Below are 23,164 nucleotides of genomic sequence, written 5' to 3' on the forward strand. Positions count from 1 at the left end.
CCCATCGGGCAAGGCCGACCGCGCAGATGATGCCAAAGTAGATACCGGGGTTCGCTGGACATTTCGCCGGCGTTTTGTATCAGGGGTGCCGGGCCTCTCCTGCCCCGTTTCTCGCGGAATCTTTCTCCATGCGCGGCCTTTCCGGCAACTCGCTCGGGATCATCTTGATGGTCCTCTCCACCGCCTGCTTCACCATCAATGACAGTCTGCTCAAGTTGGCCATGCATGAATTGCCGCCTTTCGAGGCGCTGTTCCTGCGCGGGCTTGGCTCGACCTTTCTCGGCCTGCCCCTGCTGGCTGCGCTTGGATTTTTGAAGTTCGTGCCGCGCATGCTCGATGGGCGGGTGCAGATCCGCAATCTGCTCGAACTCACCGCGGCGATGGGTTTTGTGGCCGGCCTTGCCTATGTGCCGATCGCCGATCTCACGGCGCTGGGACAAACCTCACCCCTGCTGCTGCTCATCGGCGCCATGGTGTTCTTCAAGGAAAAACTGACGGGCCTGCAGATCGGGCTCATCGTACTCGCCTTTGCCGGGGCACTGCTCGTGGCACAGCCGGGCGCCAGCGGGTTTTCGCCCTATACCCTCTTCGGCCTCTGGAGTGCGGCTGCCGTCGCCGCACGCGATCTCGTCGGGCGGAAAATAAAACTCGAAATTCCGGGACTTGTGGTGGCGGTTGGCGCCGGAGCCATTGAAATCATCGGCGCAGGCCTTGCCGGGCTCCTGCTCGAAAGCTGGACCATGCCGTCACCGCTGACACTGGCCTTTGCCGTCGGGTCGAGCGTGTTCCTGATCCTGGCGCATTGGCTTTTGCTCAATGCCTATCGCGCAGCCAGCGTCGCGGCGGTCGTGCCCTTCCTCTACATGTCGACCATCTGGGCGCTGATCTCGGGCATGCTGATTTTCGGAACTTTCCCCAACGCCCTGGCTCTGTGCGGCATTGCCGTCATCATGGCGAGCGGGGTGGCCGTGGTGGCGCTGGAGCGCTGGCCGAAAAAGGCCGTCATTTCCGACGGCCATCCGCTGTAAGAAAAAGGGGGCCGTCGGCCCCCTTTTTGGATCAAGCGACCGACTGATCGGCCAGAACCACGATGGGCGAGCCATTGGGCACGCGGTCGTGCAGGTCGATGATGTCGTGGAACAAGAGGCGGACGCAGCCCGAGGACACGGCCTTGCCGATCGAATGCACGTCCATATTGCCGTGCACGCGATAGAGCGTGTCCTTGTTGCCCTGATGGATATAGAGCGCGCGGGGGCCGAGGGCGTTTTCGAGCCCGGGCGGCTGGCCGTGGCGGTATTTCTCGATTTCCGGCTGACGCTCGATCATTTCGGACGGCGGCGTCCAGGTCGGCCATTTGCGCTTATAGGCGATATGGGCGCGGCCATTCCATTCAAAGCCGGCGCGGCCGATGCCGACGCCATAGCGCATGGCGCGGCCATCCGGCATGGTCCAGTAGAGGAAGCGGTTGGCAGTATCGACCACCACCGTACCGGGCTTTTCGCCGGTCACATTGTCTACTTCCTGGCGCCAATAGACGGGGTCGAGCAGGTGAATGGGCGCGGCCGGAATCGGGAAATCCTCATCGGGCAGTGGTCCATACATGGCGAGCACGTCGGGCGGCACGATGCGGCCGGCCGGTTCCGCCGTCGCGACTGCGGAGCGGGTGGAGCCGGTGGTCGAGCAACCGGCAAGAGCAAGGGCGCCGAGGCTGGCAAGACCAGCCAGCACGGCGCGGCGCGACGGGTGCGCGCTCACAGCGATAGACATGAAAAGATCCTTGGCCCCGGAAGGGGCTCTTGAACGAAAGGGAGGGGCGGCGCGGGGTTTAGGCCGCTATCGGGGGCCGCAAGACCTGGGCGCCGGGCCAGACGGCGACAGTATCGCATTGGCGCTCGGGAACATCCTCGCCCTCAGGAGCCACCGGCAATTGGGGCGGCAGGGCGGGAATGGCGTGGTGCGAACCACACGGCATGACGATGCCCTCGCCGAGATCGATCTCGCCGCGCTGCACTTTTACAGTGACGCGAATGGGCACGTTCTCGGCATCGACGTGATTGAGCACGACGATGGGGGTCGCCACATAGCGATGCGCATGCGCAGTCGTCACCCCGGCAAGGGTGGCGAAGGCAAAAAGAATCGCGATGGACAAAACGAGACGCTGCATGTCCCCAAGGCTGCTGGGGGTCAATTGCGGCGACAAGGGGGCAGATGGGATGATCAGCCGCTATTGCCGGGCGGTTCCCATGCCATGAGCTGCCGACCGTGTGCTTTTAGCCACGCTCGCCCGCGCTCCATGTCCGGCAGGGTGCGCGTAACCGTGGCCCAGAAGGCATCGGAATGGTTCATCTCGACGAGATGGGCAACCTCATGGGCCGCGACATAGTCGAGCACGAAGGGCGGGGCGAGGATGAGCCGCCAATTGTAGTTGATCGAGCCGGTCGAGGAGCAGGAGCCCCACCGGCTCGACTGGCTGCGCAGTTTTATGTCCTTCACGGTCACGCCAAGCCTTTGCGCATGAAAGGCGCTGCGCTCGCTGAGATCGGCAAGGGCTTCGGCCTTCAGCCAATCGAAAAGCCGACGCGGCTGATGCTCGGGCGTTCCCGGAACGCGCAATTCAGGCAGATCGACAAGGGGCAGGATTTCCACCCGTCCCCGCGGGACACCTGTGCCAACCACCAGATGCGGCACGCCGCGCAGCGGCACTTCCGTGCCCGCTTCGAGGCGCATGGAACGGGCGGTGCGTGGCAGGCGCGCGGCCAGCCAATGGCGATGGCGCAGGAGAAAGGCTTCGGCATCGGCCCAGCGGGATCGCTCCGGCAGGGTCAGCACCGGCCCAGAGGCCGGCAGCGACAGGCGAAAGCTCGACGCGCGCTTGCTCAGTTTGACCGCGACCTCGACCAGCCGGCCGTCGAGTTCGACGGTGACGCTCTTGGGTGCTTTCGGGGTTTGGCGAAGGAATGAGAACATGGAGCCGCAGAATCAATCGAGGCCAGTCTAGTGCGGTTTGCCGGCAATGCCGATCAAACTTATCCGACACCTTGGCGACGAACAAAAAATGGCGCCCTTGCGGGCGCCAGTTCACTTGGGAGGTAAAGGGAGGGCGGGGCCGGCCTTAGCCGTTATTGCCCCAATTGTTGTTGTTCGGGTTGTTGTTGTCGCCAAAACCCTGGCGGGAGCCACGATGCTCGCTCATGAAGCGGTCGAACTCTTCGCGATCCTTGGCCTTGCGCAGGTTGGCCATATAGTCGTGGAAGGCGTCGATTTCGGCGTCGAGCCGGGCGCGTTCTTCGTCGAGACGGCGCAGCTGTTCGGCGCGGTAGTCGTCGAAGGCAGCATTGCCCGAGGAAGTGTGTTCACGGCTGAAGCCGCCAAAGTGCTTCTTGTTGTTGCGCATATAGCCACATCCCTTGTTCCAGTAGGCCTGTGCTTTTTCGGCAGAGCCGCCAAACTTCTCACCCCAGAGGATGTAGCCGAGGACGGCGAGGCCAATAGGCCAGAAGATGATGAAGCCGAGTACCATGAGGGCGATGGTCAGTGGCGACCATTGCGGTTTGATGATTGCTGTGTTCATGTCGTTTCGTTTCCCAGTCACGTCGCGATGCGCATAACGTGGCCCTCCATGGGGCAGGATCAAGAATGTGCCTATGGGATTTCTAGGCTTGAAATGACGCTTTTCCCTTCCTATGCGGCGCATAACCGTTCCCCAAAATCATGAGCGAAGAGAGCCTGTCGATCAGCGACGACACCTCCCATTGGCGGCCGTTGCGCCTGCAGACGCTGGTGCTGCTGCGCTGGCTGGCCGTGGTGGGGCAGACCATTGGCGTGCTCTTTGTCCATCTGGGGCTCGGCTTTCCGCTGCCGCTCTGGGAATGCCTGGCGCTGATCGCGCTTTCCGCCGGCCTCAATGTTGGGCTGTTCCTGCGCTATGGTGCCAAGGGACAGCTCTCCCCGCGCTTTGCTGCCATTCAGCTCGCTTTTGACCTCTGCCAATTGGGCGGGCTGCTGGCCCTGACTGGTGGCCTCCTCAATCCCTTTGCGCTGCTGCTTCTCGCCCCGGTCTCGGTTTCGGCCACGACCCTGCCGCCGCGCGAAACGCTGCTGATCTCGGCGCTTGCCGCCGTGATCGCCTCGGTGATTTCAGTGCTGCACCTGCCCCTGCCCTGGACCCCGGGCGAGGAACTGGTGTTCAACCGCATCTATGTGATCGGCATCTGGGTCTCGATCATCTGCGGCATTGCCTTCATCGCCGCCTATACGATCCGCGTCGCCCATGAATCGCGCCTGATCGCCGATGCGCTCGCGGCGACCGAACTCGCCCTCTCGCATCGCGAGCAGCTTTCAGCGCTCGATGGCCTCGCCGCCGCTGCCGCCCATGAACTGGGCACCCCACTCTCGACCATTGCGCTGGCCGCCAAGGAAATGCGGGCCGAGGTCGAAGAGGGCAGCCCCCTGGCCGAAGATGTTGAACTGATCATCTCGCAGGCCGCGCGCTGCCGCGCCATCCTCTCAAAACTGCGAAACCTCGGCAGCGATCCGGCAGATATGTTCGCCAAGGCGCCGCTGACCGATATTCTGGCCGAAGTCGCCCGCCCGCATGAAGGCCGCGGCAAGGTCATCTTGTTCTATTCCGAGCGCGCGACGGGCACCTCTCCGGTGTTTCCGCGCTCGGTGGGCCTGCTCTATGGCCTTGGCAATCTCATCGAGAACGCCACCGGCTATGCGCGGGAAACCGTGCGCATCGATACCGAATGGGACCAGTCCGCCATCACCGTCACGGTGACCGATGATGGCCCCGGCTTTGCCCCCGAACTCATCGCCCGGCTGGGCGAGCCTTATCTGACCACCCGCCCGCGCGACCCGCAGGGCGGCGACGCCCACCAGCCCGGCGGGCTCGGGCTCGGCATCTTCATCGCAAAAACCCTCCTGGAGCGCACCGGTGCGCGCCTCAGTTTTGAAAACGAAAAGCCCACGGGCCATGCCCGCGTCACCATAACCTGGCCGCGCGCGGCACTGTGATCACACGGCACGCGCTCGATTTTGACGAAAGAGCGGCAAACGCATAAGAAAGCGCCATGAACACGCTCGAAGAACTCCTCGCGGCCGATCCCAGTCTTCTGCTGGTCGATGACGATGCGGCCTTCCTCTCCCGGCTCGAACGCGCCATGGCGCGGCGCGGCTTTGCCGTGCGCACCGCCGGTTCGGTCGCCGCCGGCGTTGCCGCCGTCAATGAACAGCCGCCGGCCTTCGCCGTCGTCGACCTGCGCCTCGAAGATGGCAATGGGCTGGAAGTCGTCTCGGCCCTGCACCAGAAGCGCCCCGATGCCCGCGCCGTGGTGCTCACCGGCTATGGCAATATCGCCACCGCCGTGACCGCGGTGAAACTCGGCGCCATGGACTATCTCTCAAAACCCGCCGATGCCGACGACGTCATCAATGCGCTGCTCGCCACCGGCGAAGACAAGCCCGAGCCCCCGGAAAATCCGATGTCGGCCGACCGGGTGCGCTGGGAGCACATTCAGCGCGTTTATGAACTGTGCGACCGCAATGTGTCCGAGACCGCCCGCCGCCTCAACATGCACCGGCGCACGTTGCAGCGCATTCTGGCCAAGCGCGCACCGCGCTAACAAGCACGAACCGCCGCGTCATCCCCGCGAAAGCGGGGATCTCTGTTTCCATGAGCGAGATTCCCGCTTTCGCGGGAATGACGCTGCGCTAGTTGCGCCCCTAAACCACGAACAGGTTCGAAAACCCGCCAAAAATCATCCGCTTGCCGTCAAACGGCATGTCGGGGACGTTCTGCATGGCCGGGTCTTCCATCATTTTCTTCATGACGACGTCGCGCGTCGCCTTGTCGGGATATTCGATCCAGGAAAAGACGATGACCTCGTCCTCCTTGGCCTGCACGGCGCGCTGAAAGTCCGTCACCTTGCCCGGCGGCACATCGTCGCCCCAGTTCTCGACCGTGCGGGTCGCACCCCACTGCTTGGCGAGCTCGGCCACGCCCCGGGCATGGGTGATGTATTGGTCCTTGTTCGCCCTCGGCACGGCAGCGACATAGCCATCGATATAGGTCATTTCGTCTCTCCTCATTCACTCGAGCAAAACGGCAGAGACACAATCACGGTTGCTCCGCCGCCTCGACTTTGACGAATGGCTGGGGCTAAGTTCGACACCCAACGAGAAAAATCGGGAGTCTTTTCGATGACGGTGACCCTCCATTTCCACGGCGCAGCAGGGACGGTCACCGGATCGTGCTACCGGGTGGTGCATCCTCAGGGGCAATTCCTCGTCGATTGCGGGCTGTTTCAGGGCAACAAGTCGGTGCGCGACCTCAACCTGAAACCCACGCCCTTCAATCCCAAAGAAATCGACTTTCTGCTCCTGACCCACGCTCATATCGACCACGCGGGACTGCTTCCAAAACTCTATGCCGAGGGCTGGCGCGGGCCGATGTGGATGACCGAGCCCACCGCGGGTCTGCTCGAATATCTCCTCCCTGACAGCGCCGGCATTCAGGAAAGCGAAGCCGAGCGCGAGACCAAGAAGCGCGGCCGTCGCGGCGATGAACCGGCCAAGCCCCTTTACACCATGGAAGACGCCACCGAAGCGCTGCTGCATCGGCAGACCTGCAATTATGGCGAATGGATCAATCCCGGTCCGGGCGTGCGTGCCCGCTACTGGAATGCCGGCCATATCATCGGCTCGGCCTCCATCGAGGTTGAAGTCATCAATGGCGACGGCAAGCCGGTGCGCCTGATGTTCTCGGGCGATATCGGCCCCGACGAAAAGGTGTTTTACAACGAGCCCGAAGGCCCGGCCGGCTTTGACTATATCCTCTCCGAATCCACCTATGGCGGGCGCGAGCGCGAGGACTATACCCTTGCCCAGCGCCGCGAGGCGCTGAAGACCGAGATCAACCTTGCTTTGGGCAAGGGCGGCAATCTCGTCATCCCGGCCTTCGCGGTCGAGCGCAGCCAGGAATTGCTGCACGATATCGGCGTCCTCATTCGCGACGGCGAAATCAACCCGCGCCTCGTCGTGCTCGATTCCCCGCTCGCGAGTAAAGTGACCGGCGTCTATCGCAAATATGCAAAGATGTTCGAGGACACCGAGCTCGCCGCCGACGAGCTCTTCAACGATTCCCGTTTCCGCATCATCGAGGCGGTGGAGGATTCAAAGGCGCTCAATGCCATCAAGGGCGGCGCCATCATCATGTCGGCTTCCGGCATGGCCGATGCCGGCCGCATCAAGCATCACCTCAGAAACAACCTCATCCGCGCCAATGCCACGGTGCTCTTTGTCGGCTATCAGGCGCCGGGCACGTTGGGCCAGATCATTCTCTCGGGCGCCAAGGAAGTGCGCATTCACGGCACGCTGGTGCCGGTGCGCGCCACCGTGCGCTCCATGGGCAACTATTCGGCCCATGCCGATCATTCCGAATTGATGGAGTGGATCAAGGAGCGCCTGCCCGCGCACGGTGCCATCTTCCTTACCCATGGCGAGGACGAAGAGCGCACGGCCCTCCGCGCCGCGCTGATGGCCACGGGCCTTGGCGGCGACCAGATCGTCTTGCCGCAGCTCGACGACTATTTTGAACTGACCGCTGCTGGCATTGCCGCCGCCAAGGCACCGGCCGCCCGCCGCGTCGATCTCAGGCAGTTGCCGGCCGATTGGCACAATGCCTTTTCGGATTTCACCATCCGCTTGAGCCAGCGCCTCCACGACCTGCCCGACAGCGAAAAACTGGCGCTGATGACCTCACTACAGCGAAAGCTCTCGGAACTGGGCGCCGCGCCCAGCCCCATGCCCGTGCCGACGCCGGTCACCCCGGTCGAGACACAGGCCTTCGACGAATAGTTTTCTATAACGCCGGGCGCGGCTTCAGGCGCCCGGCCATCACAAAGGTCAGGACCAGCAAGGGGATGAGCATGGAAAACGCCATGCGCACCCCGAGCCCCTGCGCCACAGCGCCGATCAAGGCGGGCGCGCCGAGATTGACGAGCTGGAAGATCAGCGTTGTCGCGGCAACATTCTGGCTCGCCGGACGATCCCCGATCCGGGCGGCAGCCGAGAGCATCAGCGGATAGAGCACGCAGATGCCGATGCCCACGATCACGAAGCCGGCCAGCGCGATGTAGGCATTGGGCGAGAGCACGATGAGGACCATGCCTGCAACCGCGACAGCCGAAAGCAGCCGCGCCACCCGCACCGGCCCAAAGCGGTCGATGACACGATCGGCCAGCAACCTGCCCACAGCCATAGCGGCGAGAAGAGCGGGCAAAGCCAGCGACTCGACAAAGGGCGACACATCAAAACTGTCGCGCAGATAAATAATCGACCAGGCGCGCGAGGCGCCTTCGGTGAGGCCGGCACCAAGGCCGAAGGCAACAAGGCCCAGCGTTGCCAGCGTCGGCAGCGCCAGCTTTTTGACTTTTTCGCCGCTATGGGGCCGCGGCGGCATGACCGGCATGGGCACGACGACAACCAGCAGGAGCACGATCAGCAGCGGCGCCAGCGCCCAGAGGTGAATGGCGGGATCGACATGAAAACCGCGCAGCGTCGCGCCGAGGAGCGAGGTCAGCAAAAATCCGACGCTCCAGACGCCATGACAGGTGTTCATCACCCGCGCGCCGGTCGCCGCCTCTACCCGGTCGGCCTCGACATTCATGGCGATATTGCTGAGCGAGAAGCCGATGCCGTTGAAAGCAAGGAGAATGAACAGCGCCGCGGGATGCAGCAACACGGTCGCCAGAGCTGCCGTGATGATGACGATGGGCAGCACCGCCAGAATGGTCCGCCTTGGCCCGAAACGCTCGATGATGGCGCTCGAAAACAGGAACATGGAGAGCGCGCCAAGCGGCTGGCCCATCAACACCAGGCCAAGTTGGCCCTCGGAAAGCCCCATAGCGACCTGCAGGTCGGGAATGCGCGTATGGATCGCGCCGGCAGCCAAGGCATGGGTGAAGAAGAGCGCAATCACGCGCCAGCGGGCAGAGGTCATTATCTGGTCAGTACTTTAGCGCGGACCGGGGTCCATCAGCACATGGATGCGGTCGGCGCCCAGGCGGGCGAGTTTCAGCATCAGTGCCTTGCGGCGGGCGGGAGCAAGGGGAGTGTCGGGACTATCGCGCAGAATGGCGCCATCATGCCCGTCGGCAACAATGAGGCCCTCGCTTTCGGGAAAAATTTCCCCATCGAGTTCGGGCGGCTTGGCAAAGAAGAACTTGTCGGAAAATTCGCGATATTCGGGCCATTTTCGATCGACCTGAAAGTCGATCAGGCTCGACTTGATCTCGATGATCCAGATCTCGCCTTTTGGCCCCACCGCCAAGACGTCGGCGCGCCGCCCATTGCTGAGCGGCACTTCGGCATAGCAGGCCATGTCGTGCCGCTCGCGCAGCATGCGCATGACCCCGCGCTGCACGCGCAGGGCCGTGGCCGATTGTCTCAAATCGACAATGGACGGCAGATCCTCAGCCATGGGCGACCGCTGCAAATCTCCGCGCCGGCAGGGCGCGGATGACAAGGAGCGCGGCAACCAGCAGCGGTACCACGACCCAATAGGACATGCGGATACCGAACTCTTCGGCAACGAGGCCAAGCAAAGGCGGGGCGAGGAAGAAGACCACAAAGGTCATCTGCCCGAGCGAAGCAACATTGACCGATGCCGGCCGATCAGTGCGCTGCGCTGCCGCCGAGACCGCCAGCGGATAGACGGCGCTGCAACCAATGCCGGTCAACACGAAGCCGAAGAGCGCCACATATTCATGCGGCGCCGTCGCCACCATGATCAGGCCAGTCATGGCGATCAGCAGCAGCGTTGCCGCCACGGCGCGCGGCGAAAAGCGGTCGACGACGCCATCCATGGAGAGACGCGCCACGGCCATGGCCAGCGAAAAGACCGTGACGCTGAGGCCACCAATAAAGGGTTCGACGTGGAACACGTCGCGCATATAGATCGCCGACCAGTCGATCCCGGCGCCTTCGGCCAGAAGCGGCGCCGCGCCGATGATGCAGAGGGCTGCCAGGCCAATGGTCGGAAAGGCGATGCGCGGCGCTTCACCGGCATGAGAGTCAGGACGCAGCGGCGCATTTTCGATGCCGCGGAAGACAAAAAGCCCGGCAATCACCACAACGATGAACGCCCCCACCAGATGCAGAGTGACCGGTACGCCGGCCTGCCGCAGGCCGGAACTGATGAGCGCCGTTACGAAAAAGCCCAGGCTCCACATGCCATGGGTGCGGCTCATGATGCCGTAGCCGAGCTGGGCTTCAAGGCGGTCAGCCTCGAGATTGACGATGATTTCGACCGCACCCGCGCAGATGCCGGCAAAAAACAGCAGCGGCACCACGAAGAGGGCCGAAGGCATGAAGGGCACCAGCGCATAGAGCGCCGAGGCAATGAAGATGGTGACGAAGACGCCGGTTCGCGCCGGATAGCGGGCGATGAAGGGACCGGAAAAGGTAAGGCCCACCAGCGCCCCGCAGGACATGGCGATCAGCATCAGCCCCAGCTGTCCCTCGCTCAGTCCAAACTGGAGCTGCAGGTCGGGCAGGCGCGACAGCATGGCGCCCATCGAGAGCGCGAAAATGAAGAACACCCCGAAAATCCGGTAGTGTGGGCGCATGAAAATTCTCCTTGCCCGGGTTCTGGCGCGCGGCGGCGTCAGAACCCGTCAGCAATCGTCTTTTGGCCGGTCAGCCGAGCGGCGTCGGCTCGGGCGGCAGTCCGTGGGGCGCATCCACCTTCTTGGTGCCCAGCGCAAAGCTAGACGCCCAGAGACCGGCCAGCAGCAGCGGCAGGCAGATGAGGTAGGACCAGCGGATGCCCAAAAACTCGGCGACAAAGCCAAGCAGCGGCGGGGCGAGGAAGAATACGACAAAACTCACCTGGCCGATGGCCGCCACATTGACCGCCGCGGGGCGATCGGTGCGCTGCGCCGCGGCCGAAACCGCCAGCGGGTAAACCGCCGAGCAGCCTGCGCCCATGAGCGCAAAGCCGACCAGCGCCAATGCTGCCGTCGGCGCCGTGCCGACGAGGAGAGCGCCAAAACTCGCCGCCGTCAGCATGACCATGGCGACATTGCGCGGCCCGAAGCGGGCAACGATCGGATCGGCCGAAAGACGCATCGCCGCCATGAAGAAGGCAAAGAGCGTCAGGCCCATGCCGCCGATGAAGGGTTCCACCGCAAAGACGTTGCGCATGTAGATGGCCGACCAGTCGATCCCCGCGCCTTCAACAAGGAAAGCGGCAAAGCCGATGAGACAGAGCGGCAGCAGGCCCAGATTGGGGAAGGCGAAGCCATGGCTTTGGCCCTCGACCTTTGCCGGTTTCGGCGCTTCCGTCGCCGAAAACAGCAGGTAGCCAGCAACGATAACGACGATCACCGCCACGATGCCCAGATGCAGGCCGGCCGAAAGGCCGGACTGGCGGATCATGGCGCCAAAAAGCGCGGTGACGAAGAAACCGACGCTCCAGAAACCATGGGCGCGGTTCATGAAACGCTGACCAGTCTGCACTTCGAGCCGGTCGATTTCGACATTGAGATTGATCTCGAGCGCGCCAGCCAGAAGCCCTGCCAGGAACAGCACGGCAAACATGGCCGGGGCCACCGGCAGCCAGGGAATGGTGGCAAAGAGCAGCGCCGGGCCAAGCACGGTGAACAGCGCCGTCTTGCGGAAGCCGAGCTTTTCGACCACTGGCGGGCCAAAGGTGAGCGAAATCAGCGAACCAATGGCCATGCCGATCATGGTCAGGCCCAGTTGCCCCTCGGAAATGCCGAAATGGGTCTGGATATCAGGCAGGCGCGCCATCAGCGCGCCCGTCGTCACGGCGAAAAGGAAGAAGCTCGCATAGATGCGGTGCTGGGGCGCAATCATGACGTGGCCTCACGCAGAACGGGTTTGGGCGCCAGGACATGGGCCGTGGTGAAGCCAAGAAGGACGAGCGGAATACCGACACCAAAGACCCACTGGATGCCAAAATGCTCGCCGATGAACCCGAGGAGCGGCGGCCCCAAGAGGAAGGCGGTGAACGAGAACTGCGCGAGCGCTGCCACATTGACGGCGGCAGGACGGTCCGTCTGCTGTGCGGCAGCCGACATGGCCAGCGGGAAGAGCGCACTGGAGCCGACGCCAATCAGCGCAAAACCGAGATAGGCGACCCAGGCGGCCGGCGCGAAGAAGGCCAGCAGCACGCCGATGCCGAGAACGGTGAGCAGCACGCGAGCGACAAGCACCGGACTAAAACGCTCGACAAAACCATCGGCAAAAAAGCGCGCCACGCCCTGCGAACCGGCAACGGTTGCCACGGCAAGACCAGCCCAGAAGGGTTCGGCATTGAAGAGATCGCGCATATAGATGGCCGACCAGTCGATCCCTGCGCCTTCCATGAGCATGGCGGAGAGACAGACGGCGACCAGCGCCATGATCGGCAGGGTCGGGCGGGCAAAGCGCGGCGCTTCATCCGTGCTGGTGCCGGCGCGATGCGCGGCTGGCTCGAAACGACCCAGGACCAGAAGGGTCGCGACGATGATGACCGGGATCATGATGAGCAGATGATAGTGCACTTCAAGCCCGGTCTGGGCGATGAAGGAGCCCACCATGCCGGCGGCAAAGAAGCCCAGGCTCCAGAAGGCGTGCGCGCGGCTCATGATGCGGCGGCCGATGGCGTGTTCCACCCGGTCGGCCTCGACATTGATGATGACTTCAATGGCGCCGATAGTGAGACCAACCGGCAGCAGCAAGAGGAAGAATGTCAGCGGCGTCTGCGCCCAGCTTGCCAGCGCATAAAGCGCCGAAAGCAGCGGAATGGCGGTCAGCAGCACGCGGCGATAGCCAATGGCTTCGACCACGCGGCCGGCAAAGGTCAGCGAGATCAGCGTGCCGACGGCCGAGCCGATCAGCGCCAGGCCAAGCGCGCCTTCGCCCACGCCCATGGCCGTCTGGATATCGGGCAGGCGCGGAAAAATGCTGCCCATGGCAAAGGAATAAATGAAAAACGCCCCGAAGACCTTGATCTGGGGCGGCAGCTCAATGCCGAATCGCATGATAGGAAAATGCTCTAAAGATCAGTCAGAGGCGACGTTAGGACATTTCACGGCTCAGCGAAATGGGCGCGCGCATGCCCCAATGGAGTTTATTGCAACGTTTGCATTGCTGCCACATCACCGGACGGGCTGGAGAACTCGTCGCGCAGCACCGAGACCCCATCGAGCAGATTGCGGACGATTTCGAGCCGCCGGAACGGCCCGCCGACGCGATTGGCGACCGGGTTCGGCTTCAGCGCCGCGACGCGATTGCGCCGGTCGGGACCGAAATAGCCGGCAGTCTCGTAAAAAACCATATTCTGGCCGATCTGCCGGCCGAGGCGCTCGCGCAGTTTCGAGGTCGACTGCGGCAGGGCCACGATGTCGTCAAAGCCCATATTGATGCAGGCCATGATGGTGTCGATCGATGGATCCTCGGCGCAATAGACCATGGGCGAAAAGCGGATGGTGCGTGAGGAGGCAAAGCGGATCGCATCGGCCACGGGCCGCAATGCGCTGAGATCGGCGACGGGAGAAAAGAGAAAATAGCAGACCGGGGTTTCACCCGCCTGCTGCACCACCTGGCTGATACCGCGATAGTCCGACACACCGGCAAAGCCGATATTTCCGGCCATGTCGAAAAGCGTCTGCCAGGCCGTGTCCCCCGGCCCGACGACATAGGCGTATGCTTTCATAGCACCGCTGTCCCTGCTGCATTCCCGGAGCGAATGCTAAGCCCAAGCCCCTAATAGGGGCCTAACGAAATCTTCCGGAACTACCCGTAGATCGGCTTTTCCCCGCGAAACAGCGGCCCGTTCTCGTGCATCAGCGCGGCGATGCGCTCGGTGACCGCACGCACGGCCGGGGTGTGGCGCTCTTCGTGGTGACAGACGAGCCATTGGTCGGTCTCGAGTTCGGGAATGGTGCCCGCCATACGATCGACGCGTGGATCGCTATCGCCGACAAAACAGGGAAAGACCGACATGCCGGCACCGGCTGCCACCAGTTCCAGCACGCTCATGGCGTCATTGCCGCGCGTCGCGATCCGATCGCCATGCCGGGCATGCAGCCAGCGGGCCGAATGGGTCTGGCTGCCGTCGCCAGCGACACCAACGAAGTAACCGGCGGCCACGCCACTGATGAGTTCCGGTCGCGCATAGAGCCCATAGGCAACCTTGCCCACCAAGCGCCCGGCGAGCCATTGTTCGGTCGGCCGCTGGTTGCGGATGCCGATATCGGCATTGCGGCGGCCGATATCGACCTTGTGGTTGGCGGTCACCAGTTCGAGCGCGAACCGATCGCCCGCCGTCCAGATTTTTCCGATATTTTTCGCGAGGAAAGCCGAGGTCCAGGGACCAGCTGAGACGCGGACCACGCGCTCGCCGATGGCACCATCCTTCCAACGCTTCAGGGACAGCATGGCCCCCTCAACCTCTTCGGCGCGCAACAGCAGTTCTTCGCCCGAGGGCGTTAGCCGATAGCCGGTCTGGCTGCGCACGAAGAGCGGCTCGCCCACCTGCCGCTCCAGCGCCGTCACGCGCCGGCCGAGGGTCGCCGCCGAAAGGCCCGTCGTTTCCGTCGCCGCGCTCAGCCCGCCGAGCCGCGCCACATCGAGAAACAGCCGGAGATCGTCCCAGGAGAAATCCATTTTTCATTCCTGAAAAGCGCCTTGCAGTCTCGACTGTAGCCTAACGGCATGCAGAAGCGCAATTATCTCCTCACCGGGTCGCCGGGAGCGGCCCAAGCCTTTGCAGAAAGCACCAGTTTTGAAACGCCTGATCCCAATCCGGCGCCGGATGTTTGCGCGCAAAATCCGAGGAGACGAAATCATGTTCGAACCCATCACAAGCCGCCTGCGCCGCTGGCACCTGCGCAACGTCACTCGCCGCAAGCTGTCCATGCTCGATGACCGTCTGCTGACCGATATCGGCACCAAGCGCAGCGGCATTGCCGACTTCATTTCCGCCCGGACCTGCGAAGGAGAATGACATGATGCAAAAACGCAAACTCGGACCCAATGGCCCAAAGGTCGGTGCCGTCGGCATGGGCTGCTGGGCCATTGGCGGGCATTTTACCCTCGACGGGCGCAATGACGGTTGGGGCCAGGTCGATGACGCGCAATCGGTGCGTTCGATCGAACTGGCCCTCGATCTCGGCGCCAGCCTCTTCGACACGGCCGATGCCTATGGCACCGGCCACAGCGAAAGCATTTTGGGCAGCGCGCTCAAAGGCCGCCGCGACGAGGCTTTTGTCGCCACCAAATTCGGCTTCACCTATGACGAGGGCAGCAAGGCGCTGGTCGCGACCGATGTGTCGCCGAGCTATATCGAATGGGCCTCGGCCAAATCGCTGAAACGCCTGGGCACAGACTGCGTCGACCTCTACCAGATCCATGTCGGCGATCTCAGCGACGACGTCGCCGACCGGGCCGGCGAGGCTTTGGAAGGCCTTGTCGAAAAGGGCCGCATCCGCGCCTGGGGCTGGAGCACCGACAATACCGCTGCCGCCCGGCGTATGCTGAAGTATCCGCATTTTGCCGCCGTGCAGCAGGAACTAAGCGTGCTCTGCGACGGGCCGGACATGCTGGCCCTCTGCGCCGAGGCTGAACTTGCCAGCCTCAATCGTTCGCCCCTCGCCATGGGCATGCTGAGCGGCAAGTTTTCCGCCACTTCGCGCCTTGCCAAGGACGATGTGCGGGCGGCGGGTCACTCCTGGGTGCGGTTCTTTGCCGATGGCAGGCCAAAGCCGGAAACCCTCGCCAAAGTGGGCGCCCTACGCGACCTCCTCACGACTGGCGGCCGCACCGTGGCGCAGGGCGCGCTCGGCTGGAACCTTGCCCGCTCGCCCCACACCATCCCCATTCCCGGCTTCAAAACCGAAGCACAGGTCCGCGACAATCTCGGGGCCTTGGAAAAAGGCCCCCTGCCCGCCGCCGTCATGGCCGAGATTTCGGGCATTCTGAACAAGGAAATCGAACATGTTTGATGCCGATACGCTTGCTGAAACAACCATGACCACCAATCGCCTCGGGCGCTTTGGTCCCGTCAGCCGGCTTACCCTTGGCGGTGGCGGCATCGGCCAGGTCTGGGGCCCGACCTCGGAGGACGAGGCCGTGGCGACGCTGCGCGCGGCCGTCGATGGCGGTATCTCACTCCTCGACGCGGCGCCCGGCTATCTCATCTGCGAAGCCATGATCGGCCGCGCCTTCGAGGGGAAATTGCCCAATGGGGTGCGGGTGACAACCAAATACAGCCTCGGCACCGTGCCCGAGGAAGACGTCTATCCGCGCCTCAAAACCTCGCTCGAAAAAAGCCTTGCCGCCATGCGGCTCGAACGCGTGGACATGATGCTGCTCCATAGCGAAATACGCCCGGACGATTATGACTATCCGCCCGGCGAGCCACCCAAGAACGAGCGTTCGACCAGTCTGTCGCTCTATCGCAATGCGGTGCGCCCGGCTTTTGCGCGCCTCGTGCAGGAAGGCCTCATCGGCGATTGGGGCATTACCGGCATCAACCACGCCGCCGCGACCATTGACGCCCTGTTCTCGGGGCCTCTCCCGGCTGCCGTGCAAGCCATTGCCAATCTGCTCGACAGCCCGGGCGCGATGAATGGCACCGGCCTCGCCCCGCGTCCGCGTGATGTCATCGCGGCGGCACAGGCGGCCGGTGTCGGCGTCATGGGCGTGCGGGCCGTGCAGGCAGGGGCTCTTACAAGCAGCTTCGATCGGCCCGACACCCACGGCCCCGACCGCGAGGATTTTGCCCGCGCCCAATCCTTCCGCGAGCTTTGTGCCCGCTGGGGCGAAGACCCGGCTCTCGTCGCCCACCGCTATGCGCTTGGGATCGACGGCGTCGATACGCTCGTGCTGGGCGTGAAGAACCGCGAGGAACTGCGCATGGCGCTTGAAGCGGAAAGGCGGGGGCCACTTGATCCCGAACGGCTCGCCGCCATCGAGGTTTTGGGCCTCAGATAACGAAAGGCCGCCCTACGGGGCGGCCTTTTCACTGACGCATGATCAAAAAGGGATCACATGGATTCGAGGCAGACCGAAGTCACGCCGCGATTGCGGAAGCCGAGGGCGTTGGCCGCGGCTTTCGAAAGGTCGATGATGCGCTTGCCGTGGAAGGGCCCGCGATCATTGATGACCACTTCAATCGACTTGCCCGAGTTCTGGTCGGTGACCTGAACCTTGGTGCCGAAGGGGAGAGAACGATGCGCCGCCGTCATGGCGTTTTCGTTGAAGATTTCTCCCGATGCTGCCCGCTTGCCGTTAAAGCCGGGGCCATACCAGGAAGCGCCACCACATTGGGCGTAGGCTGCCGTCGAAGTTAGTGCGAGGGCGGCCGCCGCTGCGGCGACGAGAACGGCTCTTCTGATCAATGGTCTATGCTCACTGAAGTTGTCGATGAGCTTTGACTAAAGATGAGGCGCGGCACGATTAAGGGCGGAATCGCGCGAGATTGTGCTGTGTTGCCTCATTGCCGCAGGTTTGGCGGCAGTCATTCATTAACCATTCAGGTGGACTTGATCGATTCTTAGAAACTGAATCTCAAGAAATGCCGATTCGGCACGCCCCACGCCCTGATCGGTAAGAATCAGGAAACCACGTTGTGCACTGTGGCCATGAGGCAACGGTTCCAAGGAAGTGACAGAAAAGCCCGGATTTCGGGCGGTCAAGCCTGTGAACTACGAGAATTCCGGCCTTTTCATAAAATGCGAACAATGACTATGGCCCGATTTGGGCAGGCAAAAGGCCAATTGCGGCAAAGAAAATGGGCGATGGAGTGATCCACCGCCCAGTCAGTCAGGGAGAAGACAGATGCCAGTGGCTCAGCCACGCGGCTGAGGCACAATGCGGAGATAGGGCTTCAGTTCCTTCCAGCCCTCGGGATACTTGGCCTTGGCCGCTTCATTGGAAACGGCCGGAACGATGATCACGTCCTCGCCGCTCTTCCAGTTCACGGGCGTCGCCACCTGGTGCTTGGCGGTCAGCTGCAGGCTGTCGATCACGCGCAGCACTTCATCGAAATTGCGGCCGGTCGAAGCGGGATATTCGATCTTGAGCTTTACCTTCTTGTCCGGACCGACGACGAAGACGGAACGGACGGTCAGGGTATTGTCGGCATTGGGGTGGATCATGTCGTAAAGACGCGCCACCTTGCCTTCGGTATCGGCCAGCAGCGGGAAGTTGAGCGAGGCGCCCTGCGTCTCTTCGATATCCTTGGCCCAGCCGCCGTGGTCTTCGAGCTTGTCGACGGAAAGGCCCAGGACCTTCACGCCGCGCTTTTCGAATTCGGGCTTGAGCTTGGCGGTATAGCCGAGTTCGGTGGTGCAGACCGGGGTAAAGTTCTTGGGGTGGCTGAAGAGCACTGCCCAAGACCCTTCAATGAAGTCGTGGAAGTGAATGGTGCCTTCGGTGGATTCGAGGGTGAAATCAGGGGCGGTATCGCCGATCAGGATCGCCATGTTTGTCTTCCCTTGCCGCCAGCGGGCGGCGCTTAATGTCTGAAAAGAGAATATCGTGCCCCATGCCGCCGTTTGAAGCGGCTGCGAGCGGAACGCTTTTGCCTTGTTTTAGCCAAGACCGGCAAGGCTTTGCCTGGTGAGGGCAGAGGCCGGAATGGCCTATTGCACCATGACCGAGCCGGACACTGCACCGGCGGCGGGCGCACCATTCTTCCAGGTTACGTCGAGCCCGTTGAGCGGCACAACCGAAAGGCTCATCTTGCCCGAGCCCTGCTGGATTTCGCGCGCATGCGCCAGATAGATCAGCGAATTGTTCGCCTGATCGTAGATGCGGGTGACGCGCAGCGACTTCCAGATCAGCGAGCGCGCTTCCTTGAAGATTTCTTCGCTGCCGCTCTTCGGAATGTCGCCCACAGTGATCGGGCCGACGGCCGAGCAATCGAGCGCGGAATAGGATGGGTCCTCGAACCAATTGCCCTGGCTGATGCGGTCAATGAAGGAGCGATTGAAGAAGGCCAGGTGGCACACCACACCCTGCACATCGGGGTCGGCCACCGCTTCGATGGAAATATCATTGCCGGTCCAGTCGACCCCGACATTGCCCACCTCCGAGCGATTGCCACAGGCGGCAAGGGCAAGAACGGCGGCTCCGAAAACGGCAAGGCGGGCAAATTTGTGCATTGGGTCCTCCAGCGATGTTTTTACAACATGGTTGGTGTGAAGAGCTGCCGCAAGTGACCTCCCCTCCATCGTCATTGCCGGGCTCGTCCCGGCAATCCATCTCTCCTCCGCTGGGGACTACCGGGACAAGCCCGGTGGTGACGACGGAATGGAGAGCGTCGCGACTAAAAACGATCTTTTCGCGCCATGAACATTTCGAGCCATCGCACCAGCAGCGAAAGCGAAATCGTCATGGTGAGATAGAGGAAGGCCACGACATTATAGGTCTCGAAAAACTGGAAGCTCGACGAAGCGTGCAGCTTTCCAAGCTGGGTAATGTCCTGCACCCCGAGCGCTGACACCAGCGCCGAGTCCTTCACCATGGAGACGAAATCATTGCCGAGTGGGGGCAGAATCGTGCGCAGGGCCTGGGGCATGATGACGAGGCGAAAGCACTGGAAGCGCGATAGCCCGAGCGAGCGCGCCGCTTCCACTTGACCGCGCCCCACCGCCTCGATGCCAGCGCGAAAAATTTCGGCGATGAAGGCGGAGTAGCAGATGGTCAGCGCCAGGATCGCGCGCCAGACGAAGTCGAAGCCGCGCACTGTCGCGGGTTCCATCCAGCCCAGTTCAATGAGCGGGCCAACCACCCAATTGAAGGCCGAAACCAGCGCCGGGGCGCCGACAAAGGCGATGTAGAACAGAAAAACCAGGATCGGGATGCCGCGGATGATTTCGACGTAAAAGGTCGCGATTTCCCGCAGCACGCGGACATTCGAGGTGCGGGCGAGGGCGATGAGCAGGCCCAAAATTGTCGCCAGGCCAAAGGCGAGCAGCGTCACCCAAAGCGTCGTCAGCACCCCGCCCGAGAGTTTTTGAAAGATGTCCGCATAGGTTTCGTCAGCCGTGATGGCCCAAAAGCCGAGCACAAACAGCAGCCGACAGCGAGCAGCCACCAGGGCATGCGGGCAAGAATGGAGGGACGGCGCGGGCGGGTGGTCATGTGGGGGAGATAGCCGAAAGCAACGAGTTTGTCGTCACCCCCTCCCAACCTCCCCCATCAAGGGGGAGGTGCCATATCGAGTTGGTGGTACGATCCAGCCAAAACCACTGTTCCTTCACCTCCCCCTTGATGGGGGAGGACGGGTGGGGGTGTTGGCAATCGCCAAAAGCCAAAGGCTTACTCACCCGTATATTCAAAGAACCAGTAATTGATCCGCTCATCGAGCCAGCCTTCGGCCTCGAGCTGGTCGAGCGCGGCATTGAAGGGTTCTACGAGGTCCGAGCCCGGCGTCAGGATCAGCCCGAGCGGGTCGGCCTTGATGGCTTCGCCGACCTGCTTGAAGGCCCCTGGATCAGCGCCGATATAGCCGGCCGAGGCCGCCTGGTCGGCAATCACAGCATCCACGTCACCGGCCTTAACGGCCTGAACGGCGGCACCAAAGCTGTCAAAAACTTTCACGCGCGGATTGGCTTCGTCGCCGTCGAGCACGTCATAAATAGCCGTGTAGAAGGACGAGGTACCAGCCTGGGCGCCGAACAGCAGGTCGGCATTTTCGGCAAAGCTTTCCTTGCTGGTGATGCGCTCTTCATCGGCGCGAACTAGAAAATACTGCTCCACCGTGATGAAGGGTTTGGTGAAGTCGATCTGCTCATCGCGCTCTGCAGTGATGGTGATGCCATCGGCGCCGACATCGAACTGGCCGGTGCGGACGGATTCGATCATCACGTCCCAGGCGACGAGGTCCCATTCAACCTTGGCGTTGAGGCGCTTGGCGATCTCGTTGATCACATCATATTCGAGCCCAATGCCTTCCCCGGTCTTGGGATCGGCGAAATTGAGCGGGTAATAGGCGTTTTCCGTCACCGCATGGATGGTGCGACCAGCCAGATCTGGCAGGTCCTGCGCCGAGGCGGGCAGACTGATCAAGGCCGCGGCGGCCAAAGCAAGAAGGGAGGAGGTTCTAGACATCGTTGCGTCCCCAAACGTTCTGATCGCCAGACAATATTGTGGTTTGCGGCAAGGGGCGAGGCGCCCCTGCCAATTTTAGTTCCGAAAAGACTGGTGCGCGGCAAACAACCACGGCGTCATTCCCGCGAAAGCGGAAAACCCTGTTCGCGCCGAAATCCCCGCTTTCGCGGGGATGCACGCGGGGTGCCGGAAAGGCTGATCGGTGTCGAGCCCTCAGGCCTCGTCGACAACCTCGGCGCCCGGACCATTCTTTTTCAGCGATTCGATGGCGTTGGTGGCGCTTGATTTCTGCTTGTAGGTCTCGGTGCGCGCCATGGTTTCGTTGTTGGAAGCAACGAAGCGCACGAAATGCTGGCCATCCTTGGATTCGACGATCTCGAAGCGATAGCCCTTGCCGTCCTCGCCCTTGGAGAGGTCGACCGTGGCCGCTTCGGGCGCATTCTTTTTCAGCGATTCCACCGCCGATTTGGCCGATGCCTTCTGCTTGTAGTTTTCCGACCAGAAAATCGTCTCGGCATTGTAGACGAAGGCAAACTTGAACTGCTCGTTTGCAGCCGCAGTGATCTTGAACTTGTGAGCCATGACGCCGGGCCTCCCTTGGTTAAGACAAGGAAAGACTAGCGAAAACCGGGCATTTGGAAAGACTTATTTGCTTGCAACGCTATCGATATGGCCGAGGCTGCGCTCGGGATCGATCCGGTCGCGCACCATTTGCTTGAGCACCCGGCTATCGGGAAAGCCGCCATCGCGCTTGCGCTCCCAGACGAGCTCATCGCCAAAATGGATCTCGAAAATGCCGCCGGTGCCCGGCACCAGCGTCACCGATTGCAGTTCGATCGAAAAGGTGGACAGCAGTTCCTGCGCCATCCAGGCCGAACGCAGCATCCAGTTGCACTGCGTGCAATAGGTGATCGTTATGGCCGGTTTCGGCGTCGTCTCGTCGCTCATTTGCGCTTCTTCTTGCCCGTTTCGCTCGGGTCGACCAGGCTTGCGAGGATTTCATCGACGAGGTCGAGATCCTGCCTTTTGCCGGCCGCCTGTTGCTGCAAGTCGACGAGATAGGAGGTGGTGTAATAAAGCCGCCGCGCCAGCATGGTGGCGATATGCAACGAAAATTCGGGATGCCCATCGAGAAAGGTCAGGGCATCGGGAATTTCATAGGCTTCCACTTCGGACAGGGCTTTTACCGTCGCCGAATGCGGCATGTCGAGCAGCACCGCCATTTCGCCAAAGATCGAGCCGGGCTCGTCCACATGGGTCACCTGCGTGCGCTCGCGGATGATCTCCACCTGGCCCTCAACGAGCACATAGAGCTTTCCGAAGCGCTCGCCCTCGGGCAGGACCACCTGCCCTGACTTGAAGCGCTGTTTTTTCAGATCCTTGCAATAGTCGAGAATGTCGGCCATGGCACGCCCTCGTTCATCCGCCGCCTTCTAAACTAAAGGCTTTGTGGCGCAAAGCAATCTGGCTCGCGGGCGCCTAGAGCAGCTTCTCGATATCGCCGGCAATATCGGCCGGCTCGGTCGCCGGCGCGTAGCGCTCCACCACCTTGCCGTCGCGGCCAATCAAGAATTTTGTAAAATTCCACTTGATCGCCTCACTGCCCAAAAGCCCGGGCGCACTTTCCTTGAGCCACTGGTAGAGCGGGTGCGCCGCATCGCCGTTGACGTCGATGCGCTCAAAGATCGGGAAGGTGACGCCGTAATTGATCTCGCAAAAGCTGGCGATCTCTTCGCTGGTTCCAGGCTCCTGTCCCGCAAACTGGTTGCACGGAAAGCCCAGAACCACGAAGCCGCGATCCCCATATTGCCTATAGAGCGCCTCGAGCCCGGCATATTGCGGGGTCAGGCCGCATTGGCTCGCCACATTGACCACCAGCACCACCTTGCCGGAAAAATCGGCAAGATTTTGCGGCGCGCCGCTCAGGAGAGGCAGGGTGAAATCGGCGAGCGTGGTCATGGAATTTTCCGGGGAGGCAGAGGGAGATAGTCTCATGTGCACCCGAAGGCGACCCAGTTCAATGCGGCACAATGAA

General features: G+C 62.2%; 27 protein-coding genes and 1 pseudogene. 7 read left to right on the forward strand and 21 right to left on the reverse strand.

The features are described 5' to 3' along the window. Positions 1–128: 128 nt before the first annotated feature. Positions 129–1,028 (forward strand): DMT family transporter, encoded by a 900-nt coding sequence (locus ACSQ2A_RS20610; protein ID WP_436073748.1) that lies wholly within the window; start codon positions 129–131, stop codon positions 1,026–1,028. 31 nt (positions 1,029–1,059) lie between these two features. On the opposite strand, the gene ACSQ2A_RS20615 is transcribed toward ACSQ2A_RS20610, so the two are convergent. The 4 genes from ACSQ2A_RS20615 to ACSQ2A_RS20630 all read right to left on the reverse strand — a co-directional run bounded on the left by ACSQ2A_RS20615 (position 1,060) and on the right by ACSQ2A_RS20630 (position 3,571). After that, positions 1,060–1,767 carry a L,D-transpeptidase gene (locus ACSQ2A_RS20615; RefSeq protein WP_295413822.1) on the reverse strand — a complete coding sequence of 236 codons (708 nt, stop codon included), beginning with the start codon at positions 1,765–1,767 and terminating at the stop codon, positions 1,060–1,062. A 58-nt stretch (positions 1,768–1,825) separates the two neighbouring features. Next, entirely contained in the window at positions 1,826–2,164 is a 339-nt protein-coding gene (locus ACSQ2A_RS20620; RefSeq protein WP_295413819.1) for a hypothetical protein, read from the reverse strand. Between the two features lie 53 nt (positions 2,165–2,217). Continuing rightward, entirely contained in the window at positions 2,218–2,967 is a 750-nt protein-coding gene (locus ACSQ2A_RS20625) for a M48 family metallopeptidase (RefSeq protein WP_436073749.1), read from the reverse strand. Positions 2,968–3,112: 145 nt separating this feature from the next. Next, positions 3,113–3,571: a DUF2852 domain-containing protein gene (locus tag ACSQ2A_RS20630; protein ID WP_295413813.1), complete on the reverse strand. Its 459-nt coding sequence runs from the start codon at positions 3,569–3,571 to the stop codon at positions 3,113–3,115. 140 nt (positions 3,572–3,711) lie between these two features. Here ACSQ2A_RS20630 and ACSQ2A_RS20635 point away from each other — a divergent pair, with 140 nt between their 5' ends. Both ACSQ2A_RS20635 and ACSQ2A_RS20640 read left to right on the forward strand, forming a co-directional pair. After that, positions 3,712–5,016, forward strand: coding sequence for an ActS/PrrB/RegB family redox-sensitive histidine kinase (locus ACSQ2A_RS20635; RefSeq protein WP_295413811.1), 1,305 nt, complete (start codon positions 3,712–3,714; stop codon positions 5,014–5,016). A gap of 56 nt (positions 5,017–5,072) precedes the next feature. Further along, positions 5,073–5,624, forward strand: coding sequence for an ActR/PrrA/RegA family redox response regulator transcription factor (locus tag ACSQ2A_RS20640; protein ID WP_295413808.1), 552 nt, complete (start codon positions 5,073–5,075; stop codon positions 5,622–5,624). A 100-nt stretch (positions 5,625–5,724) separates the two neighbouring features. Here the strand turns inward: ACSQ2A_RS20640 and ACSQ2A_RS20645 are convergent, their stop codons facing one another. Next, entirely contained in the window at positions 5,725–6,075 is a 351-nt protein-coding gene (locus ACSQ2A_RS20645; RefSeq protein ID WP_295413805.1) for a DUF1428 domain-containing protein, read from the reverse strand. Between the two features lie 126 nt (positions 6,076–6,201). Here ACSQ2A_RS20645 and ACSQ2A_RS20650 point away from each other — a divergent pair, with 126 nt between their 5' ends. Beyond that, a complete protein-coding gene (locus ACSQ2A_RS20650; RefSeq protein ID WP_436073750.1) occupies positions 6,202–7,857 on the forward strand; it encodes an MBL fold metallo-hydrolase RNA specificity domain-containing protein in 1,656 nt (551 codons plus the stop codon). Between the two features lie 4 nt (positions 7,858–7,861). Here the strand turns inward: ACSQ2A_RS20650 and ACSQ2A_RS20655 are convergent, their stop codons facing one another. The 7 genes from ACSQ2A_RS20655 to ACSQ2A_RS20685 form a co-directional block, all read right to left on the reverse strand. Next, entirely contained in the window at positions 7,862–9,001 is a 1,140-nt protein-coding gene (locus ACSQ2A_RS20655; protein WP_436073751.1) for an MFS transporter, read from the reverse strand. A 15-nt stretch (positions 9,002–9,016) separates the two neighbouring features. After that, positions 9,017–9,481, reverse strand: a complete 465-nt coding sequence (locus ACSQ2A_RS20660; protein WP_436073752.1) for an MmcB family DNA repair protein — start codon at positions 9,479–9,481, stop codon at positions 9,017–9,019. Further along, complete coding sequence (locus ACSQ2A_RS20665) at positions 9,474–10,628, reverse strand: MFS transporter (RefSeq protein WP_295413797.1); 1,155 nt, start codon at positions 10,626–10,628, stop codon at positions 9,474–9,476. The genes ACSQ2A_RS20660 and ACSQ2A_RS20665 overlap by 8 nt, the downstream gene beginning before the upstream one ends. Before the next feature lie 70 nt (positions 10,629–10,698). Continuing rightward, the gene (locus ACSQ2A_RS20670) at positions 10,699–11,880 is read right to left on the reverse strand and encodes an MFS transporter (protein ID WP_436073753.1); all 1,182 of its coding nucleotides are present in this window, start codon (positions 11,878–11,880) and stop codon (positions 10,699–10,701) included. Beyond that, positions 11,877–13,049 carry an MFS transporter gene (locus ACSQ2A_RS20675; protein ID WP_295413794.1) on the reverse strand — a complete coding sequence of 391 codons (1,173 nt, stop codon included), beginning with the start codon at positions 13,047–13,049 and terminating at the stop codon, positions 11,877–11,879. Before ACSQ2A_RS20675 ends, ACSQ2A_RS20670 begins: the two co-directional genes overlap by 4 nt. Positions 13,050–13,138: 89 nt before the next feature. Beyond that, on the reverse strand, positions 13,139–13,723 hold the full coding sequence (locus ACSQ2A_RS20680) for a hypothetical protein (protein WP_436073754.1): 585 nt from the start codon (positions 13,721–13,723) through the stop codon (positions 13,139–13,141). An 80-nt stretch (positions 13,724–13,803) separates the two neighbouring features. Beyond that, positions 13,804–14,676 carry a LysR family transcriptional regulator gene (locus tag ACSQ2A_RS20685; protein ID WP_295413789.1) on the reverse strand — a complete coding sequence of 291 codons (873 nt, stop codon included), beginning with the start codon at positions 14,674–14,676 and terminating at the stop codon, positions 13,804–13,806. 181 nt (positions 14,677–14,857) lie between these two features. Between ACSQ2A_RS20685 and ACSQ2A_RS20690 the strand changes: the two genes are divergently transcribed. The 3 genes from ACSQ2A_RS20690 to ACSQ2A_RS20700 are packed head-to-tail and all read left to right on the forward strand — an operon-like array spanning position 14,858 to position 17,004. Then, entirely contained in the window at positions 14,858–15,016 is a 159-nt protein-coding gene (locus tag ACSQ2A_RS20690) for a DUF1127 domain-containing protein (RefSeq protein ID WP_436073755.1), read from the forward strand. Position 15,017: 1 nt separating this feature from the next. Then, complete coding sequence (locus tag ACSQ2A_RS20695; RefSeq protein WP_436073756.1) at positions 15,018–16,013, forward strand: aldo/keto reductase; 996 nt, start codon at positions 15,018–15,020, stop codon at positions 16,011–16,013. After that, positions 16,006–17,004, forward strand: a complete 999-nt coding sequence (locus tag ACSQ2A_RS20700; protein ID WP_436073757.1) for an aldo/keto reductase — start codon at positions 16,006–16,008, stop codon at positions 17,002–17,004. Before ACSQ2A_RS20695 ends, ACSQ2A_RS20700 begins: the two co-directional genes overlap by 8 nt. A gap of 53 nt (positions 17,005–17,057) precedes the next feature. On the opposite strand, the gene ACSQ2A_RS20705 is transcribed toward ACSQ2A_RS20700, so the two are convergent. The 9 genes and pseudogenes from ACSQ2A_RS20705 to ACSQ2A_RS20745 form a co-directional block, all read right to left on the reverse strand. Next, positions 17,058–17,408 carry a septal ring lytic transglycosylase RlpA family protein gene (locus tag ACSQ2A_RS20705; protein ID WP_295414458.1) on the reverse strand — a complete coding sequence of 117 codons (351 nt, stop codon included), beginning with the start codon at positions 17,406–17,408 and terminating at the stop codon, positions 17,058–17,060. Positions 17,409–17,861: 453 nt separating this feature from the next. Continuing rightward, positions 17,862–18,497, reverse strand: a complete 636-nt coding sequence (locus ACSQ2A_RS20710; protein WP_436073758.1) for a peroxiredoxin — start codon at positions 18,495–18,497, stop codon at positions 17,862–17,864. Positions 18,498–18,656: 159 nt separating this feature from the next. After that, positions 18,657–19,178: a CreA family protein gene (locus tag ACSQ2A_RS20715; protein ID WP_295413778.1), complete on the reverse strand. Its 522-nt coding sequence runs from the start codon at positions 19,176–19,178 to the stop codon at positions 18,657–18,659. A 164-nt stretch (positions 19,179–19,342) separates the two neighbouring features. Beyond that, positions 19,343–20,160: pseudogene (locus ACSQ2A_RS20720) on the reverse strand (amino acid ABC transporter permease). Positions 20,161–20,337: 177 nt separating this feature from the next. Continuing rightward, complete coding sequence (locus tag ACSQ2A_RS20725) at positions 20,338–21,129, reverse strand: substrate-binding periplasmic protein (RefSeq protein WP_436073759.1); 792 nt, start codon at positions 21,127–21,129, stop codon at positions 20,338–20,340. 213 nt (positions 21,130–21,342) lie between these two features. Further along, entirely contained in the window at positions 21,343–21,711 is a 369-nt protein-coding gene (locus tag ACSQ2A_RS20730; RefSeq protein ID WP_436073760.1) for a YegP family protein, read from the reverse strand. 63 nt (positions 21,712–21,774) lie between these two features. Next, on the reverse strand, positions 21,775–22,077 hold the full coding sequence (locus tag ACSQ2A_RS20735; RefSeq protein ID WP_436073761.1) for a SelT/SelW/SelH family protein: 303 nt from the start codon (positions 22,075–22,077) through the stop codon (positions 21,775–21,777). Continuing rightward, positions 22,074–22,535, reverse strand: a complete 462-nt coding sequence (locus tag ACSQ2A_RS20740; protein ID WP_436073762.1) for a Crp/Fnr family transcriptional regulator — start codon at positions 22,533–22,535, stop codon at positions 22,074–22,076. Before ACSQ2A_RS20740 ends, ACSQ2A_RS20735 begins: the two co-directional genes overlap by 4 nt. A 73-nt stretch (positions 22,536–22,608) precedes the next feature. Beyond that, positions 22,609–23,088: a glutathione peroxidase gene (locus ACSQ2A_RS20745; protein WP_436073763.1), complete on the reverse strand. Its 480-nt coding sequence runs from the start codon at positions 23,086–23,088 to the stop codon at positions 22,609–22,611. Positions 23,089–23,164: the final 76 nt, after the last annotated feature.

Source organism: Devosia sp. LjRoot3 (assembly GCF_964252865.1).
Classification (GTDB): domain Bacteria; phylum Pseudomonadota; class Alphaproteobacteria; order Rhizobiales; family Devosiaceae; genus Devosia.